The organism is Silvibacterium sp., from assembly GCF_047605705.1.
GTDB lineage: Bacteria > Acidobacteriota > Terriglobia > Terriglobales > Acidobacteriaceae > Silvibacterium.
In genome coordinates this window covers 38,938-56,918 of record NZ_JASGFD010000034.1, presented here as the reverse complement: position 1 = coordinate 56,918, position 17,981 = coordinate 38,938, and the positions used below count along the sequence as shown (strand labels likewise).

Annotated in this window: 15 protein-coding genes and 1 riboswitch; of the genes, 5 read left to right on the top strand and 10 right to left on the bottom strand. The window is 62.6% G+C overall.

Going from position 1 to position 17,981, the window contains the following annotated elements; all coding sequences use genetic code 11:
* The coding region (locus QM649_RS13310) for an aldehyde dehydrogenase family protein (RefSeq protein WP_415199536.1) at positions 1–424 on the bottom strand (424 nt) is incomplete at its 3' end.
* A 317-nt stretch (positions 425–741) separates the two neighbouring features.
* Here QM649_RS13310 and QM649_RS13305 point away from each other — a divergent pair.
* Complete coding sequence (locus QM649_RS13305) at positions 742–1,815, top strand: helix-turn-helix domain-containing protein (protein ID WP_415199535.1); 1,074 nt, start codon at positions 742–744, stop codon at positions 1,813–1,815.
* 96 nt (positions 1,816–1,911) lie between these two features.
* On the opposite strand, the gene QM649_RS13300 is transcribed toward QM649_RS13305, so the two are convergent.
* Positions 1,912–2,769, bottom strand: coding sequence for a DUF1003 domain-containing protein (locus QM649_RS13300; RefSeq protein WP_415199534.1), 858 nt, complete (start codon positions 2,767–2,769; stop codon positions 1,912–1,914).
* Positions 2,770–3,166: 397 nt separating this feature from the next.
* The gene (locus tag QM649_RS13295) at positions 3,167–4,114 is read right to left on the bottom strand and encodes an AraC family transcriptional regulator N-terminal domain-containing protein (protein ID WP_415199533.1); all 948 of its coding nucleotides are present in this window, start codon (positions 4,112–4,114) and stop codon (positions 3,167–3,169) included.
* A gap of 104 nt (positions 4,115–4,218) precedes the next feature.
* Here QM649_RS13295 and QM649_RS13290 point away from each other — a divergent pair, with 104 nt between their 5' ends.
* Entirely contained in the window at positions 4,219–4,983 is a 765-nt protein-coding gene (locus QM649_RS13290; RefSeq protein ID WP_415199532.1) for an SDR family NAD(P)-dependent oxidoreductase, read from the top strand.
* A 235-nt stretch (positions 4,984–5,218) separates the two neighbouring features.
* Here QM649_RS13290 and QM649_RS13285 read toward each other — a convergent pair whose 3' ends face one another.
* The 3 genes from QM649_RS13285 to QM649_RS13275 form a co-directional block, all read right to left on the bottom strand.
* Entirely contained in the window at positions 5,219–7,498 is a 2,280-nt protein-coding gene (locus QM649_RS13285; RefSeq protein ID WP_415199531.1) for an endo-beta-N-acetylglucosaminidase, read from the bottom strand.
* A 64-nt stretch (positions 7,499–7,562) separates the two neighbouring features.
* Complete coding sequence (locus QM649_RS13280) at positions 7,563–7,979, bottom strand: MerC domain-containing protein (protein ID WP_415199530.1); 417 nt, start codon at positions 7,977–7,979, stop codon at positions 7,563–7,565.
* A 307-nt stretch (positions 7,980–8,286) separates the two neighbouring features.
* Positions 8,287–9,357 carry a 3-deoxy-7-phosphoheptulonate synthase gene (locus QM649_RS13275; protein WP_415199529.1) on the bottom strand — a complete coding sequence of 357 codons (1,071 nt, stop codon included), beginning with the start codon at positions 9,355–9,357 and terminating at the stop codon, positions 8,287–8,289.
* A gap of 162 nt (positions 9,358–9,519) precedes the next feature.
* On the opposite strand from QM649_RS13275, the gene QM649_RS13270 reads away from it, so the two are divergent.
* The 3 genes from QM649_RS13270 (at position 9,520) to QM649_RS13260 (ending at position 13,662) form a co-directional block, all read left to right on the top strand.
* On the top strand, positions 9,520–10,272 hold the full coding sequence (locus QM649_RS13270; protein WP_415199528.1) for a hypothetical protein: 753 nt from the start codon (positions 9,520–9,522) through the stop codon (positions 10,270–10,272).
* A 176-nt stretch (positions 10,273–10,448) separates the two neighbouring features.
* A complete protein-coding gene (locus QM649_RS13265) occupies positions 10,449–12,389 on the top strand; it encodes a CocE/NonD family hydrolase (RefSeq protein ID WP_415199527.1) in 1,941 nt (646 codons plus the stop codon).
* Positions 12,390–12,522: 133 nt separating this feature from the next.
* Positions 12,523–13,662 carry a redoxin family protein gene (locus QM649_RS13260; RefSeq protein ID WP_415199526.1) on the top strand — a complete coding sequence of 380 codons (1,140 nt, stop codon included), beginning with the start codon at positions 12,523–12,525 and terminating at the stop codon, positions 13,660–13,662.
* A gap of 69 nt (positions 13,663–13,731) precedes the next feature.
* On the opposite strand, the gene QM649_RS13255 is transcribed toward QM649_RS13260, so the two are convergent.
* The 4 genes from QM649_RS13255 to QM649_RS13240 form a co-directional block, all read right to left on the bottom strand.
* Positions 13,732–15,150, bottom strand: coding sequence for a phosphatase PAP2 family protein (locus QM649_RS13255; RefSeq protein ID WP_415199525.1), 1,419 nt, complete (start codon positions 15,148–15,150; stop codon positions 13,732–13,734).
* Between the two features lie 204 nt (positions 15,151–15,354).
* Positions 15,355–16,740 (bottom strand): voltage-gated chloride channel family protein, encoded by a 1,386-nt coding sequence (locus QM649_RS13250; protein WP_415199524.1) that lies wholly within the window; start codon positions 16,738–16,740, stop codon positions 15,355–15,357.
* A 17-nt stretch (positions 16,741–16,757) separates the two neighbouring features.
* A riboswitch (Fluoride riboswitch) is annotated at positions 16,758–16,819 on the bottom strand.
* 63 nt (positions 16,820–16,882) lie between these two features.
* A complete protein-coding gene (locus QM649_RS13245; protein ID WP_415199523.1) occupies positions 16,883–17,242 on the bottom strand; it encodes a hypothetical protein in 360 nt (119 codons plus the stop codon).
* A gap of 30 nt (positions 17,243–17,272) precedes the next feature.
* Positions 17,273–17,824 carry a Panacea domain-containing protein gene (locus tag QM649_RS13240; protein ID WP_415199522.1) on the bottom strand — a complete coding sequence of 184 codons (552 nt, stop codon included), beginning with the start codon at positions 17,822–17,824 and terminating at the stop codon, positions 17,273–17,275.
* Positions 17,825–17,981 lie beyond the last annotated feature (157 nt).

Here is a 17,981-nt window from a genome sequence, read left to right as displayed (position 1 = left end):
CCTGCTGCGCGCGGATGGCGCCTGCGAAGTAGCGGAATTGGTCGGCGCTGAGCGGAACGTCGGCCGCGGTGGTCTCGCGGATCGGCTTGCCGTTGTCCCAGGTCTCGGCGGCGGCCAGCAGCTCCACGTTGTCCTCGATGCGCTGGGCGATCTTGAGCAGGATGTTCGAGCGCTCGGTGACGGAGGTCTTGGCCCAGCCGCGCTTCGCCTTGGTCGCGGCGTCGAGGGCCTTTTCGATATCGGCCTCGCCGGAGCGCGGGATCTCGCAAAGGACCTTGCCGGTGACCGGGGTGATGTTCTCGAAGTACTGGCCGCCGACCGGGGCGACCCATTCGCCGCCGATGAAGTTGCCGTAACGCTTCTTGAAGGTCACGGGGTGGCCGTAATGCTGAGGATCGATCTGAACGGGAGTGATGGTCGCCATGAGGGGGTAATCCTTTCCTGGCCCTGAGCAGGGCATATCGAACGACAGACATCCTTACTCCGCGGATATACGGTTGCCAAGGGGAGGCACTGAGCCTGTTGCATCCTGCAACAGCCCGGCAGAGTTCCTTGTCATGGCGCTCCGGCGGGATGTAAAAAAGCCTGTTGCGCCCTGCATCACTCAGGCTGCGGCGCGTCGAATTCTGCGGGAGAACGAATATGGTGGAGCCGGGCAGCGCCGGTCAACGTAGCGCGGATCAACGGAGCGCCGACCAACGCGGAAACGGGAGCCACCCGGCGCGCCGGGTGCCGGAATGGGTGGAAAGCTCCTGGCAGCGGTGCCGCCAGTATGGGATGGCGCCGCAATGGCACATCCACCAGAACCTTCTGCGGGAGAACGAGTTACACCGCGAGCACGAGCAGCACCGGCATCTCCGCCGGCTGGGTCTGCGCGAGTTCCCGCTGCTCGACCGGCTGCTGGCAGGCACCGGCCATCTGGTGGTGCTGGCCAGCGTGGAGGGCACGATTCTCGACTCGCACGGCTCAGGCGAGTTCCTGACCCGCGCCCAGCGCGTCTGCCTGATGCCGGGCGCCTGCTGGCGGGAGCAGATTACCGGGACCAACGCCATCGGCACGGCGCTGGTGGAGCGCCGCTACACGCAGGTGGTAGGCGGTCAGCACTTCTTCGACGAAAACCGCTTCCTGGCCTGCGCGGGCATGCCCATCATCTCGCCGGACGGGCAGCTTGCGGGCGTGCTCGATATCTCCGGGCGGGCAGCGGAGCTGCCGGCGAGCGTGGGGCGGCTGGTACGGCACGCGGTCATGCGCATGGAGCACGACTGGGTACTGGAGTGGGCTCTCGAGACGGCCATGCAGCCGGGAGCGCGCTGGCGTTCGGCTACCGTGGTGCGGCTGCATCCGCATCCGTCCTGGCTGGGGTCGCCGGAAGAGGGTGTGATGGTCTTCGAAGACGGCCTGCTGCGCGCGGCCAGTCCGCGCGGTCTCCATTACGCCGGGCTATCCACGCGGGCGATCGGCTGCGCGCGACGGGAGGAGATTTTTGCCGGCCGACTCCGGCTCGGGCCGCAGGAGTTACGGCTGCAATCGGCGGAAGCTGGGCATCCGGCCATCTGCTTCGGCGTGGTGGAGCGGCTGGGGCAGACGGCGTTCGCGGTGACAGCCGGACCCACGGCAGCCTTGCCTTCCTGCACAGGTACCGCGCACCAGGCTACGGTCGAGACCGCGGCCCAGGAGAGCTTCCAGTCGATGAAGGACGATGCCCTGCGCCGCGCGCTGGCCGCTGCGAATGGAAACGTCTCCGATGCTGCGCGCCGCCTCGGCGTAAACCGCAGCACCTTCTACCGGCGGCTGAAGCGTCCTGTCGAGGAATAGCGAAACTCTGCCGTCTCGCGCATTGCTCTCAATAAACGAGGATCCGGGTGCCCCACATCTCGATTCTGAGACGTGGGCACGGACGTAAAAAGTAAATCAATCCCCGGCAGACCGCGCAGTCTGCTTCGCCGCATCGCGCAGCATGTCTTCCACGTCGCTCACCTGCTCGGTGAGCAGAGAGAGCTTGCGCGACAGCTCCTGGATCTCCGACTCGGCGCGGCGGTTGACTTCGAAATCGAGTTCGCTGCGCAGGCGATCCTTCGCATCCTGGCGGTTCTGGCTCATCATGATGACCGGCGCCTGCAGCGCGGCCAGCATGGAGAGGAACAGGTTCAGCAGGATGAAGGGATACGGATCCCACGCGAGCCTCTTGAAGATCACGTTCAGCATCGTGTAGGCGATGAGGGTGACGCCGAAGCTGATGATGAACTTCCACGAGCCGCCGAAGCCGGCGACCGCATCGGCGATCCGTTCGCCGAAAGTGGCTTCGTTCTCGATGACCTCGTTGGGATTGCGCTGCGCGCGCAGCTGGATGAGCCGCTGCGAGGCGTGGAACTGGCGGCCGAGCATGGTGAGCATGTCGAGGCCGGCCATCGGCTTGCGCTGCAGCAGGATGGCAATGTCGTTGCGGTCGATCTCCAGGCACTCGGACTGGGTCATGGACATGGCGCTGGCATGGTGCGCCGTCTGGTCCATCATCGATGCGAAGCCGAAGACATCCCCGTGCGAGGGCTCGTCGAGCAGCACCTCCTGCTGATCCTCGTCGACGGTGGTGACGCGCACATGGCCGGAGAGCAGTACATAGGCGTGCTTCGAGGGCTCGCCGATCTTGAAGATGCGCTGCCGGGCAGCGAACTGCTTGATGTCGACCTGGCTGGCAAGCACGGCGAGCTCTTCTTCATCGAGCAGCTCAAAGAGCGGGACGTGCCGCAGTTCTTCGGGGTTACAGGGCATGGATGCTTCTCTCGCGGAAAAGATTGGTCCGGTTGCGCATATGCGTGAGCACGGACGCGATCACTCCCAAGGGTATGGGATTGCGCGGTGGAAGAGAATCCTTGTTCGGTTACAGAACCTTGAAGAGAACGGTAAACCCAACAACGCTGTCATCCCGACCGAAACGGTTTGCGCAGTAGATGGACCCGCGTTTCGCTTGTGAAGCAAGGATAAGGATGCCCGTCCAAGCTTTGCTTGGGCGGGAGGGAATGAACCTGTTCACGTTGAGGATGCGGCCGGGTGCCCCACGTCTCGATTTTGAGACGTGGGTTCGCAGGATGCTCACGGTGGCCCATCCAGGCCTTCTGTGGGCTTGGGTGGGGAAGAGTAAGCCGCATCTCCAGAATGTGTCTTCACATCAGTCCGCGGCCAGCGCATCCGAGTTCCTGAGCGCGAGGACATCCCTGCGCGGCGAGCGGCCGAACATGCGGGCATATTCGCGGCTGAACTGCGAAGCGCTCTCGTAGCCGACCTGGAAGGCCGCGGTCTCGACATTCGCACGGGTGGCCAGCATCAGCCGCCGCGCTTCCAGGAGGCGAATCTGTTTCTGATATTGCAGCGGCGTCATTGCGGTGACGGACTTGAACTGGCGATGGAAGGTCGCCGGACTCATGTGCGCGATGGCCGCCAGGCTCTCGACGCGCACCGGCTCGGCAAAATGCTCCTTGAGTGCCTGGATCGCGGCGATCAGCCGCTCCTCCTGCTGGCTGCCCGCGAGGGCGCGGAAGATCTGTTCGCCGCCCGGGCCGGTGAGCAGCCAGTAGCAGATCTCGCGCATGATGCCGGGGTAGAGCAGCGCGATCGCCCCGGGCGTATCCAGCAGGCGGATGCAGCGCAGCGCGCAGTCGAGCAGCTCGACATTCATGTCGACAACGGAAACGCCCGAGAGAGACTTCGCGGAGGTGCTGGTCGTGCTTGCTGGAATGCGCGTCTGCAGTTCGGCGGCAACATCGTGAAGAATGCCGAGATCGAGCTGCAGCACAATGCCGAGAAATGGCTCATCCGGGCTGGCCGAGAGGACGCCGCCGCGCGAGGGCATCTCCACGCTGACGACCAGCGCCTGCCCGGCACGATAGACGTAGCGGCGATCGCCGAAGATGGCCCACTTGGCGCCCTGCGCCGTGATGCAGAGCGCGGGCCGAAAGAGACGATGCGAAGGCTGCCGCGGGCGATCCGAACGCAGGATGGCGAAGCCCTCGATCGCCGTCATGTACGGGTTCGCGCCGTCATGGGAGTCGGTATAACGGCGCAGCGCCCGGGCCAGCTCTGCCAGGCGGCGGCTTCGCTCGTTGCGTTCACTCGGCATACAGCAAGAGTGTACGTGAGAGGAATAGGCAGGAAAATGCCAGCCTTCGCCATTCACGCCGCAACAGCTGTGGCCTAGCCTCAGAACAGGGAATCGGAGGAATCATGGCAGAGCAGAAAAGAATTGCACTCGTAACCGGCGGTAGCCGTGGTATCGGACGTAACACCGTAGTGAGCCTTGCGCGGCGTGGCGTGAATGTGATCTTTACGTACTTCAGCCGCCCTGTGGATGCGGAAGCGGTGGTTGCAGAGGCGAAGGAAGCAGGAGCTGAAGCTATCGCGCTCGAGCTTGACTTGGGCAGTACCGCGTCGTTCGACGGATTCGCCGAGCGCGTGAAGGAAGCGCTGGCGAAGCTCGGCGCAGACCGCTTCGATTATCTCGTGAACAACGCCGGCAACAACCATCGCAACATGCCCTTCGATCAGGCGACGGAAGAGGAGCTGGACAACGTCTACCGCGTGCACTTCAAGGGCGTCTTCTTCCTCACGCAGAAGCTGCTGCCGCTGATCCACGATGGAGGCCGCATCGTGAATGTATCGACCACGCGCACCCGTCTCTCCATGCCGGGCGGCGCCGTTTATGCATCGATGAAGGGCGCGCTGGAAGTCCTCTCGCGGCACATGGCCACCGAGCTTGCGCCGCGTCGCATCGCAGTCAATGTCGTGGCTCCGGGCGCAGTGGCGACGGACTTCAGCGGCGGCATCGTGCGCGATAATCCGGAGGTGAACAAGAGGGTCGCCGAGCACACGGCGCTCGGCCGCGCAGGTCTGCCCGAGGACATCGGCCCCATGATCGCCTCGCTGCTCTCGGACGAAAATCGCTGGGTCAACGGGCAACGCATCGAGGCCAACGGCGGCGTCATGATGTAACTGCTCCGCGCAGGGCGGATCGCTTCGCGTGGCGCTCCCGCTGGTCGCGATTTTCATAGAGACACTGCCTGTCATCCCGACCGAAGCGAACCGGGTCTCCACGCAAAACAGGCGACGAAGAGGGTGCCCCATCCAAGCTTCGCTTGGGTGGGAAGGTACGAACCCATTGTGTGAGCAAAACAATGCCCCACGCAGCAGAAGATCGCATGCGTGGGGCACCTGATTTTTTCGAACCCTAGCTGGCCGTCAGCGCAGCCTTCGCTGCCTGGCTGCGCAGCAGAGGCGTCTCCCGGCTCGTCGCCACCAGCTCGAACGATGTGCCCGTATCCGCGCTCACGTTCTCCGCAAAGTAACGATCGCCGGTGACGCGCCCGATCCACGTGCGTGCGTTCGCCGCGCTCACGCTGTAGAGGTCGTAGTACGCGTCCGAGTTCCGCATCGTCCAGCGCAGGCGCGCGTGCAGCGTGTTCGGCGCGGTGCCTGCCGCATGCGCTTCAACCTTGAAGTCCGCAGGCGCGGTGAGCGTCTCGGCCTTCAGCGGGCTGCCTGCGTAAATCTCGCCGATGTGCAGATCTACCGCTGCGTCCGCATGCTTCTCGCGGCGGAAGCCGAGCAGCAGCGCGGCGAGGATGCGTCCACGATACGGCGAGAGCGCAACCTGCGAGCGCGTCCAATTCTGAGCAATTGACTGTCGCGATACATGAGCCGTATCCGCAAGGCCGATCCACTCGGTCTTGCCTGGCTCATCTTCGAAGATCAGGCCAACCGACAGACACTCACCCGTGCCCTGCCACACCAGCTGCAGCGCGAGATCGTCCGCATTCTCAATCGCCAGCTTCGTCTTGTAGAGGTGCAGCGCAATGCCGTCGCGCCCATCCAGCTTGCCGGAGATATGCAGCGATGCACCGCCGTCATAAGCAATGCTGCGATCGAAGCGGACGTCGAGCGGCGCGTACTGTGCGGCGTTGCGATCGAGCGCGCCGTACATCGGCTCCAGCCACCACTGCCACGTCGGCAGCAGGTCCTGGATGCCCATGTTGAACCATGCATGGTCGCTCTGCTTCGCGCCATCGATGAAGAACGCATCGCCCGCGCCGAGGTTGAAGCGCGTGAGAAACGGAAACGAACCGATGACCGAGTGCTCGACGGTGAAGTTCGCCACGCCATAGGTGATGGGCAGCTTCACCTGGTCGTTCGCGTGATCCTCGGTCGGCGAGTAATCGGCGTAACGGCGCTTGCCCTCGGCGACGGTCGCATAGATATGCGCCTGCTCCGCGGTGGGCGTGTTGTCGAGCGCGGGGTTCTGCGATTGCCCGCTGAAGAAGGCGCGTTCGAGTGAGTAATATTCTTCCTCAGGTGTAAGCGCGCTGGTGTGCCCCGGTGCCTTATCGAGTGCCCGCTGCATGGTGAACAGGCCGTCTTCGAAGCTGTAGACCTGCAGGCTGCCATAGGCCGTTGCGCTGTCATTCGGCTGGATGACCGAAGGCGCGGAGAGCCCGAGATAGCCCGGTCCCGGATAAAGCTGGTAGCCGAAGTACGCCGACTTGTATGGATCGAGGCCGTGCTTGCGGCAATACTCATACACGGACGCAGCATCGGTCGGCTCGCCCGAACAGCAGCCGTGCGTCATGCTGTAGCCGCTCCATCCCTGGTCGAGCATGGTGCTGTCCGCGAAGGACGCGGCAGGCACCAGCGGCGAGTTCGGCGCGGTCACCGGCATCAGCTTGTTCATATCCGCCGAGCCGTCATAGAACTGGATGTAGAAGTCCGTCTTGCCGCGGCGATGCGCCTCTTCGTGCATCATGCCCAGCAGGTCGAGAATCTGCGCATGGCCCTGCGGCGTGCCCAGCTCGAAGTTCATGAAGTAGCCGTCGAAGCCGAAGTAGATCGCCAGCTCCACGAACTTGGCGGCAACCTCCTTCGCCGGCACCACGCTCGAATCGAAGATGCGTTTATCGGGCTGGAAGATGGTGCCAAGGCACAGTGCGCCGTTGCGGTGCGCGGCGTCGGTCAGCGCTGGGTTCGGGATCACGCCCGGGCCGCTCCAGCTCACCACTACGTCGTGATAGCCGATCATGCGCGAGACATAGAGCCCGCCCTCTGGCGGCGTGCCGTAACGGATGCGACGGTAGCGCTCGTCGTAGTCGGCGCCGAGCGTGCGATAGCAGCCGGTGAGTGTGGCCACCTGCGGCTGCGCGCTCAGCTTGGGATGCGCCTGCGTGGGTGCGAAGGGCGCAATCCGCGCGGCGCGGGGCACCAGCGAGCGGAAGAACGCGGCATCGGGATCGACCGACGGAACATACTCCATCAGCGCGGCAAAGTTGTCTTCCACGTGCGCAGTCAGCGGGAACTTCGGCGTCAGCTCGCCCGCGGAAGCGGCGTGCGCATGATGCTCCTGGCCGAAGGCGTGCTTCGAGGCAAGGGCTCCGAATACGGAAGCGGCGGCAAAAAAGGAAAACTGGCGTCGCGTGAGCGAAGCGCTGGCGGTCGTGCTGTTCTCGTTGGAGGAAGCCATTTTCCCTCTATTATTCGCATCGGGCGGCTGCGCCGCAAAACGCTTTACCCGGACTTCCGCTGGGTCATGCAGAAGGAACGCAGTCGCAGCGCTTGCAGAAGGTGTGATTGATGCGGTGCGCGGAGATCATCAGCAGGCTGCCGCAGAAGGTGACGCCGACTTCGACGATGTGATTCGGCAACAGGTCGCCGTAAAAGGCCGTGAAAAAGAGGATGGCGAGGCCCGCGGCCATCAGCGCGATCACGCGGCGGCGGCGATGGCGGCGGAATCCGCGCACAATGGCCACCGCGCCGATGAAGGCGATAAAGACGGCGAGCGTGCGATGAACATGCTCTTCCGACGGCAGAAAGTGCGCGAGGACTGCGGACATCGAAAGCAGCACCGGCGTAAGCAGGCAATGCGCGACGCAGAGCCACGAGGTCCAGATGCCGATGTGGTCGGCGGTGAAGGTGGATGCAGGGCTGCAGGCGGATCGAGGCATAAGAGGCCTATGCTACCTGATTCCCACACGATCTACCCAATCCCTGAAGTCTTGTCATCCCGACCGGAGCGAAGCGAAGTGGAGGGACCTGCGGTTGTCTCAACCAGCGAGGATCAGGGTGCCCCATATCTCATTCTGTTCGAGATGTGGGTTCGCGGGAATCCGACGGTGGCCGATTCAAGCCTGGTGTTGGCTTGAGTGGGGAACACCAAGCTCCGCTTGGGTGGGAGGAGCAAGCATATGTTTCTTAGGAGCGAACCCCGGGTGCCCCAGGTCTCGATTCTGAGACCTGGGATCGATCAGAAGCTTAAGCCGGTACCGCAGCCGTGCGGCGCACGCGCGTTGCGGCGGCCAGCTCGCGCAGCAGCTCGAACGTTTCCGGCCAGTCGATGCAGGCGTCGGTGATGCTCTGCCCGTAGACCGGGGCTTTGCCGTCGACCAGCGACTGCGCGCCGGCCACCAGGTTGCTCTCGATCATGATGCCCATGATGCGGCGGTCACCGGCTGCGATCTGCGCGGATACGTCGCGGCACACCACACCCTGGCGGCGATGGTCCTTGCCGCTGTTGGCGTGGCTGCAGTCGATCATGATGCGCGGCGGTACGCCGGTCTTCTCCATCTGCGCGGCGGTCGAGGCCACGGACTCGGCGTTGTAGTTGGTCACGCCGCGTCCTCCGCGCAGGATGATATGGCAGTCCGGATTGCCCGCGGTGAGCAGGATGGCCGACTGCCCCGTCTCCGTGGTGCCGAGGAAGGTGTGCGAGTGCGTCGCCGAGAGAATTGCTTCGACGGCGATCTGCACGTTGCCCGAGGTGCCGTTCTTGAAGCCGACCGGGCAGGAGAGTCCCGACGCCAGCTGGCGATGCACCTGGCTCTCGGTGGTGCGCGCGCCGATGGCGCCCCAGCTCACCAGGTCGGAGACGTACTGCGGCGAAATCATGTCCAGGAACTCGGTGCCTGAGGGCACCCCCATCTCGGCCAGCTCGAGCAGCAGGCGGCGGGCGATGCGCAGCCCGTCACTGATGCGGAACGACTCGTCGAAGTAGGGATCGTTGATGAGTCCCTTCCAGCCAATGGTCGTGCGCGGCTTCTCGAAATACACGCGCATCACGATCATCAGGTCCTCGGAGAGCTCGGCGATGGCCTGCTTGAGCAGCCCGGCGTACTCCTTCGCCGCCTCCGGATCGTGGATGGAACAGGGCCCCACGACGACGACCGGACGGTCGTCCGCGCCGTTGAGGATGTTCACGATCTGCTGGCGCGCCTCAAACACGGTGCGCGAGGCGGTTTCGGTGAGCGGCATCTCCTCGACGACAAAGACAGGAGGGATGACAACTTTAGTGGACCGGATCCGGAGGTTGTATGTCGGGAACGTCATGGCCAAGGAACAGGATACAGGGTGGGGTGATGAGGAGAGGAGCGAAAGCCGGGTGACAGGGCAGGGATTCAGGGATAGAGTGCGGGAGCGTGACTGTTGGGGAGGAATAAGATGCCGTTGTCGTCACTGCCACTGATTGCCGTGGCTCTCTGTGGATGTTCCGTGCTGCTTGCCGCGAATAGCCGCGGCTATCACATGGAGTTGTCGGATGGATCGAGCGGCTGGGTCATTCTCGTCAACGATTCGCAGAAGCCGATCGAAGCCTTTCACTTCAAAGGCAAATGTGGAAACGCCGGCACCGCCACGGTACATGACGCACTCGACAGCCCTTATGAGAGCATCTCTCACCGTCCTACCGATGAAGCCATGCAGGAAAGCGTGATCCTGCCCGGCGTGCGATTTTTTTCAGACCAGAATCTCTCACCTCAGCCCTCCGGATGCACATGGGCAGGGGATATTGACGGGGTGATCTATGCCGACGGCTCATACGAAGGGAATGAGAATGTCGTGCATGCCCTGCAGGCGAGGCGGGACGGCATCCTGTCTGCCGCGCGGTTCTGGGTAGAGGCGACAGAGGGTGAAGCTGCCGGCAAGTTCACACCGGCAGTGCTTGCAGGAGAGGCGCAGCGCTTGTCCGACGAAGACAGGAAGAAAATGAGTAACCCGGGATGCAGAGAACAGCCGATAACCTGCGCCTACTGGAATGGGAGAGAGCAGGTGGATATCAACATGGTCGGGCAGATGAATGCTGACCGGCAGCGAGGAGATACACCTTACTCGCACATAGCGCAATTTGCCCGGAAATGGCGCGAGAAAGCCGAAGCAGATAGCGCCCTGAAGGCGCTGGAGATCTCATTTCCCCTGCCCCCTGAGCTCGCACCGCAGGTATTGCCTGCACCCCAGCTTCCTAACTGAGTTTGTAAGTACAGACAGTCGGAAGCTAGCACCGAGCCCTCATTCCGATTGCCGGGATGTGGAATGATTGAAGACGTTGCCGGTGCGTCTTACTCTATGTCGGCAGTTCTGTGCCCGCGGTGATACCCTTTCCCCATTCGCAATTCCTCTGAAATCTTGAGCGTGGGGTGCTGGGCGTGAATCGTTCGCAGTGGCTGGTTGCCGGTCTGCTGAGTGTAAGTTTGAGTTCGGGTTTGATGGCGCAGCAGGTGAAGCTGGCCGATCCATCCTTGCCGTCGGACGATCTGCCGGCGAAGTTCGTCGCGCCCGAGCGGCACAAGGATTACGACAAGCGCGTGGTCATGGTGCCCATGCGCGACGGCACTAAGCTCTACACCGTGATCATGGTGCCGAAGGGTGCGAAGAATGCGCCGATCGTGCTGACGCGCACGCCCTATGACGCGGCGCATCGCGCCTCGGCCACCGGCGACAAGGACACCATGTTCGACACCATGCCGCTCAGTGACCAGATCTTCGTCAAGGACGGCTATATCCGTGTCTACCAGGACATTCGCGGCAAGTACGGCTCGGAGGGCGTGTACCTGATGACGGCCCCGCCGGTGAATTCCGGCTACAACCCGAGCGGCGCCGACGACACCACCGATGCTTACGACACCATCGACTGGTTGGTGAAGAACGTGCCCGAGTCGAATGGCCGCGTGGGCATGATCGGTTCGAGCTACGAGGGCTTCACCGTGGTGATGGCCCTGCTCCATCCGCACCCCGCGCTGAAGGTGGCCGCGCCCGAAAGCCCGATGGTCGACGGCTGGATGGGCGACGACTGGTTCCACTACGGAGCCTTCCGCCAGGTCAACATCGCCTACGTGCTGGGGCAGACATCGGCGCGTGGCGAGGGTCCGCGTGTCTCGAGCAAGTACAAGGACGACTACACGAACTTCCTCGAAGCCGGCTCCGCCGATGCCTTCGCGCAGGCGCAGGGCATGGAGCAGCTGCCCTTCTGGAAGGTCATGCGTGACAACCCGTCCTATGACGGCTACTGGCAGTCGCAGGCTCTCGACAAGCTGATCGCGCAGAAGAAGCTCACCGTGCCCACCATGTGGGAGCAGGGCCTGTGGGATCAGGAAGACATGTGGGGCGCCATCCACAGCTACCGCGCGCTCAAGGCCGCAGGTGTGCCGGACTCGATGAATCACCTCGTGATGGGCCCATGGTTCCACAGCCAGGTCAACCGTCCGGGCCGCAATCTCGGCCCGCTGGTGTGGGCCACCGATACGACCGCGCAATGGCGCGAGGATGTCCTGCTGCCCTTCTTCGACCAGTACCTGAAGCCCGGCTCGCCCAAGGCCGACACGCCGAACGCGTGGATCTACAACCCTGGCCTCGACCGCTGGGAGACGAAGAAGGTCTTCCCCGAAGCCTGCGAAAAGGGCTGCCCGACCGAATCGAAGCCGCTCTATCTTCAGGCGGACGGCAAGCTCTCGTTCGATAAGCCCGCCGAAGGGCCTCAGTTCGACGAGTACGTCTCCGATCCTGCGAAGCCCGTGCCCTATGTCACGCGTCCCGTCGATGGCTCCAACTGGCGGACGTGGCTCGTCACCGACCAGCGCTTTGTCGATGGGCGTCCCGACGTGGTGACCTACGTCAGCGAGCCGCTGAAGGAGCCGATGAAGCTCTCCGGTGAGCCGACGGTGCATCTCATCGCCTCGACCAGCGGCACGGATTCGGACTGGGTGGTGAAGCTCATCGACGTGCAACCGGAGTCGGAGCTGCCTGCGGAGCAGGCCGGCATCCACAACGGCTATGAGCTGCCGGTCGGCATCGATATCTTCCGCGGCCGCTATCGCACCAGCTTCGAGCATCCCGAGCCCATCAAGCCGGATACGCCGCTGCCCTATGTCTTCGGTCTGCCGATGGTGAATCACACCTTCCTGCCCGGCCATCGCATCATGGTGCAGGTGCAGTCCACGCTCTTTCCGCTCTACGACCGCAATCCGCAGAAGTACGTGGATAACATCTTCACCGCAAAGCCCGGCGACTATCAGAAGGCGACGCAGCGCATCTGGCACGCGCCGGATCAGGCCAGCTACATCAGCCTGCCGGTGGTTCCGGCGGAGTAAGGTCCACAGCCTCGCAAGCGAAAGCCCGGACGGCGTAGCCCGCAGACGATGCGGACCGCGTGCTCCGGGCTTTTCTGTGGCTCATGGGGAAGAGTAAAGTGCCAGAAGCAGGCTGCTCAGGAGAAGTGTCTCGATGGGAAAGAAGCTATTTGTAGCAATCATGATTGCAATTGCAGCCCTGTCGCTTCACGCGCAGCAGGAGCATCCGATTCTGGCTCTGGGCTCGCCTGCGCCGGACTTCTCTCTGCCGGGTGCGGATGGGAAGGTGCACGCGCTCAGCGATTACGCCGCCAGCCCGGTGCTCGCGGTGATCTTCACCTGCAATCACTGTCCCATCGCGCAGATGTACGAGCAGCGCATCGAGCAGCTCTATGAGGCTTATGGAAAGAAGGGCGTAGCCGTCGTCGCCATCATGGGCAATGACCCGAAGGCGATCAGCATCGACGAGCTGGATTCCTCCGACACCAGCGATACGCTGCCGGAGATGAAGCTGCGCGTGGCCTACAAGCACCTGCGCTATCCCTATCTCTATGCGGGCGACGCGCCGGCTGTGACGCAGGCCTACGGACCGCAGGCCACGCCGCATGTCTTCGTTTTCGATAAGAGCCGCAGGCTGCGCTACGAGGGCCGCTTCGACAACAATTACCGCATCGAGAAGGTCACCACGCACGACGCGCAGAATGCCATCGATGCGCTGCTCGCAGGCAAAGAGATTGCGGTAAAGCAGACAGGGACCTTCGGCTGCTCGACCAAGTGGCCGGAGAAGGCGTCGATGCGCGAGGCCGCAGAGGCGAAGCTTGATGCCGAGCCGGTGCATGTCGCATCGATCGACACAGCGGGCCTGAAGAAGCTTCGCCAGCCCACGGGCCACGTCACCATCGTGAATTTCTGGGCAACGTGGTGTGGCTCCTGCGTGGCCGAGTTCGCCGATCTCGAAGACACCTATCGCATGTACAGCGACCGCGACCTGGAGCTGATCACGGTCTCCGCGAATACGCCGGACGAGCAGCCCAGCGTGCAGCACTTCCTCGAGAAGAAGCATGCCACCAGCACGAACTACCTGTTTGCGTCCGACGATACATCCGCACTGCAGGCGGCCTTCGATCCGGCATGGAAATCAGCCGTGCCCTACACCGTGGTCTTCGGTCCGAAGGGCGAGGTCATTTACAAGACGCTCGGCTCCGTCGATCTGCTGGAGATGCGCCGCAGGATCCTCGCAGCTCTGCCCGCCGCATACAGCGGCTTCAGCCAGTATTGGCATGCCGGAAATTAAAGCGCATCGTTTCATGCATGCAAGAAGGCCGCCCATGCAGGCGGCCTTCTTATTTCTCGGTAGACGTGCTTACCTGGCGACAGCCGAGCGCTGCGCAGCAGCCCCAGCCGCGGCATAGAGATTGATGCGCGAATACAGACCGAAGTTCGAACCGTCGTCCAGGAAGCCTCCGCCGGGGCCTTCGGTTTCCGTGAGGATGCGGTCGGCCTGCTCGAGCGAGAGGCCGGGGAAGGCCGTGGTCAGCAGATAGCCGGCCTCGGGAGCGATCTTCGCCACGTCCTCCACCTTGTTCGCCGTCTCCGGATGCGCAACCCCCAGGTCGTAGGTCTGCGTCGCCTCGTAGAAGGCCTGGTTCGCATCGGCATGGCGGAAGCGGCCTGTGTCGTCGGCAGCGCAGGTCTCTACCTTTGCGCCGCAGGCGGCTTCGAGGATCGGCGTGAGCTCGGCGCGCGCGGCCTTGATCGCTGCCTGGAAGTCTCCGATCGGCGGCAGCTGTCCATCCGGCGATTCCTTCACGTAGGCAGGATCGTTCGCCAGCAGGTGTGCCATGTCATGCAGCGCAAGCGTGCGCCCGCCCAGCACGTCCATCGCATAGTGCGCGCCCACGAGGATGCGGTCATTGCCGTACTCCGCGCCGCGCGCCACCATCTGCTGGTAGCGCGAAGGCACCAGCAGCGCCAATATCAGCGAGCCGGTGTAGCCGTGGGTGGTGTGGCCGCTCGGATACGAGGGATTCTTCGTCAGGTCCATCAGCCGGCCGCGGTCGTATTCGTCGTTGGTGGCAGGCGTGTGGAAGTAGTCGGTGCCGGAGTAATGTTTGAACGCAGGCTCAGTCTGGAAAGGCCTCGAGTCGCCGTAAGGGTCGGATCCTTTCGCGCCAGCCGGCAGGTGATACGCGCGGCCAAAGGGGTCGGGACTGCCGTGAATCTCGGCATAAATGGCCTTCACCTCAGGCGAGACGGGCACTGTGCCATCCGTAGTGCCGTCGCCGAAGAAAAACTTGCCCGCATTGGAGTGGTTGCCGGTCGTCGAAAGCGAGAAGGCCACCAGCCGCTCCATCGCCGGTGCCAGCGGCGTGTCATGGCCGCGGTCGATGACGTGAAAGTGCGTCAGGTAGGCCGCGCTCAGCTTCGTTCCCAGCCCGTCCGAGAGCTGCGCCAGGTCATGGCCCGGCGTGTACACATCGGCCAGCGCCAGCTGCTCCTGCTCCTTGAAGGGCAGCAGCGTGGGTTGATGGATCTTGCCTGTCTCGATGCCGCCGGTCACGCGCAGGTTTGCGGCCAGCGTGCTCTCTCCGGCCGGAGTGTTCGAGAGTGCGCTTACCGGGGCCAGTCCGCGCAGGTCTTCCATCGTGGCCTTTGAGGGCGTGGGTGCGGTCTGGGCGGCAGCCAGTGAGGCGGAAGCGAAGGCGAGCAGAGCACAGAAGGCAGCTCGGCAAAGTGATGCAGTGCCGCAACGGGAGGCGGCGGAGCGGACTGAAGTTGTCATATAAGGCAATGGTATCCGGCAGGCTGAGACTGTGTCATGAGCAGGCGTTTACTGGGTCATATCGATATATTCGTTTGGCCGCTCTATTTCTCACCTCGAAGTTGTCATTCCGACCGAAGCGAAGCGCAGTGGAGGAACCTGCGGTTCTCCTTGAACAAGCGAGGAGCTGGGTGCCCCGTCCAGGCGAAGCCTGGGCGGGAGGAATCAGTGTTTCGCCGGGTCCGAGGGCTTCTTCGCATGCCTCTCGGCCACGCGCTGTTTCCATCTCTGCAGCCGGGTCTGCTTTTCCTCGCGCTGCTTCGCGATCAGCGCCAGCGACAGGCCTTCCTCGTGCGTCAGCGCCGCATGCTTGCTGCTGCCCAGCCGCTGCGCGTGGTAGATGCCCGAGTGCCCGCTGAAGAGATAGCTGACCACGCAGGCAATCGCCGCGAAGGCCCCGGCCTCGGCGCCGAAGAGCTCCACCGCCATCAGGCTCGAAGCGATGGGCGTATTCGCGGCCCCGGCAAAGACGGCGACAAAGCCCATCCCGGCAAGCAGCGAGGTAGGCAGCGGCAGAATGTGCGCCAGCGCGTTGCCCAGCGTCGAGCCGATGTAGAACAGCGGCGTCACCTCGCCGCCCTTGAAGCCCGTGCCCAGCGTGACCGCGGTGAAGGCGAACTTCGCGGCAAAGTCATACCAGTGGAGCGGATGCTGGAACGATTCGACGATGACCGGCACACCCAGCCCGATGTAGCGCGTCGTGTGCACCGCAGCCACGGCCAGCGCCACTACGATGCCGCCGAGCAGCGGCCGCGCCGGTCCCCACGCAATGTGCTTCTTCATGAAGTGCGAGATCGCGTGCGTCGCCTTGGCAAACAGCATCGCGGTCACGCCGAAGGCGATGCCCGCCGCGCAGGCCGCCAGCAGGTTCCGCGGGGTCATCGGCGCCAGCTGCGTCACCGTGTAGACGGTGTGGTGCACATGCCAGGCGCGGGTGGTGAGGTCGCCCACAAAGGCCCCCACAAAGCAGGGGAAGATGGCCGCGTAGCTGAGCCGGCCGATGGCCAGCACCTCGATGCCGAAGACCGCCCCGGCCAGCGGCGTCCCAAACACCGAGCCGAAGCCCGCGCTGATGCCGGCCATCAGCAGGATGCGGCGGTCGCCCCTCCGGAGGCGGAAGAGGCGTGTGAGCTGGTCGGCGAGCGAGGCGCCCGTCTGGATGGCGGTGCCCTCGCGCCCGGCCGAGCCGCCGAAGAGGTGCGTCAGAAAGGTGCCGAGCAGGATCAGCGGCGTCATCCGCAGCGGGATGGTCCCCCGCGGATGCTGCACCTCCTCGTGGACTTCCTCAAGGATGAGGTTGTTGCCCGCCTCGACCGACGAGCCCAGATAGCGGTAGAGGCAGCCGACGAAGAGCCCGGCCAGCGGCAGCAGCGCGATGAGCCACAGGTGCGACTCGCGAACATCGGTGGCCAGGTTGAGCGAGGCCAGCAGCAGCGCCGACGCCGAGCCGCCAAGCACACCGGCGCACGAGGCGATTCCCAGCCAGCGCAAAAGCTGCAGAAGGATATGCGACTGCTCAGAGAAAAGACGGAAGGCGGAGTTGGATTTCAAACGTGCTCCTACGAAGGAAAGTCGTAGGAGTCATCAGCGCCAGGGCGCGGTTGAGGCGAACTCCATCGCCTTTAGATTTGAAATTAGGTTAGCGGGGCAGGGAGGGCGGCGTCAATTGAGGGATTCAGAGCGGACGATGATCTCACTGTTTGTGAGTAGCCTTGTATTGCTTCACAAACTGGACGATTCTCTTCTTCGTAAAGTCAGAGGAAAGGAAGCCATCCAAGATCAGCTGGGTGCGATCTGCGCTCATAGGATGGTGCTGCTTCGCATTACCGCATTCAATGAGTTCAGATAGCTTCTCAACTGTCATGAGATCGGAGAAGGCATAGGCGACGCACGTGGCCCACTTGATAAATGGATGATCGGCAGGGTTCAGGATTACAGTCTGATCTTTGCTGCCCTTCAGAGAGGTCAAGCTGACAACCAATACGTACCCATCGGGATTGGGGTTGGTTGTTATGACCCACAGATGCGACGTAGCATGTTTCAGATCAAACAAGAATGTGTCGCCAGCCGTGAAGGTCACGATTTAAGAGGCCAATAGCTTGGCTAGCGCTTTTTGAGCACTGATCGTTGACTCCGTATGGGCAAATTCCTCTTCTGATTTGCCTAATGCCGATAAGATTTCGGGGATCTCAATCGGTGTAGATGAACTCCCGACCTCATCGTTCCATTCCGGAAAGTCACGATGACATTCATCTGCCAATTTGAATCCATCTTTCCCGCCGTCCGCAGCAAAAATCTCATCAATAAGATCTTCCTCTGCTTTTGAAAGCTCAGAGTCTTCCGGATCGATAGTTAGAGAGACGGAATATCCCCCATCATGCTCGATGTGGGAAGACCAGAAAGTTGGCGATGCGGAAGCTTTACTTCCTTTAATCAGGTTGTAGATATTGCTGGTGACCGGACCCAATTTCATCGATACATATCGATCGGTTGTTACAGGAACGCCCCAGCGATTTAAGGCTTCGCGATCTAACTTGTAAAGCAGTTTAATGAGGGCAAGGTATTTCAGCCTTCCGCCAGCGAGCTTTAAGAACTTGGCAGCCACTTGAGTAGCCTTCGTTTCGTCGAAGGTCATTTGCATCTTTTTCTCCAATCAGGCTCTACGTCGCTCGCTAGGCTTGACTTCAACACGAAAGAATAAAAGACGGCAAGCACTCATTCATGATCCCAGTTTTCCACAGGATTCACAAGCAAAGTGCATCTCGTTTGGCATGGGCGAGTAATTTGGTTCC

Excerpts from the sequence above, each read along its gene's own strand:
- QM649_RS13300 (WP_415199534.1), bottom strand. The coding sequence starts at position 2,769 with ATGCCCTGTAACCCCGAAGAACTGCGGCACGTCCCGCTCTTTGAGCTG.
- QM649_RS13285 (WP_415199531.1), bottom strand. The coding sequence starts at position 7,498 with ATGGCTTCCTCCAACGAGAACAGCACGACCGCCAGCGCTTCGCTCACG.
- QM649_RS13280 (WP_415199530.1), bottom strand. The coding sequence starts at position 7,979 with ATGCCTCGATCCGCCTGCAGCCCTGCATCCACCTTCACCGCCGACCAC.
- QM649_RS13255 (WP_415199525.1), bottom strand. The coding sequence starts at position 15,150 with ATGACAACTTCAGTCCGCTCCGCCGCCTCCCGTTGCGGCACTGCATCA.
- QM649_RS13295 (WP_415199533.1), bottom strand. The coding sequence starts at position 4,114 with ATGCCGAGTGAACGCAACGAGCGAAGCCGCCGCCTGGCAGAGCTGGCC.
- QM649_RS13275 (WP_415199529.1), bottom strand. The coding sequence starts at position 9,357 with ATGACGTTCCCGACATACAACCTCCGGATCCGGTCCACTAAAGTTGTC.
- QM649_RS13290 (WP_415199532.1), top strand. The coding sequence starts at position 4,219 with ATGGCAGAGCAGAAAAGAATTGCACTCGTAACCGGCGGTAGCCGTGGT.
- QM649_RS13260 (WP_415199526.1), top strand. The coding sequence starts at position 12,523 with ATGGGAAAGAAGCTATTTGTAGCAATCATGATTGCAATTGCAGCCCTG.
- QM649_RS13240 (WP_415199522.1), bottom strand. The coding sequence starts at position 17,824 with ATGACCTTCGACGAAACGAAGGCTACTCAAGTGGCTGCCAAGTTCTTA.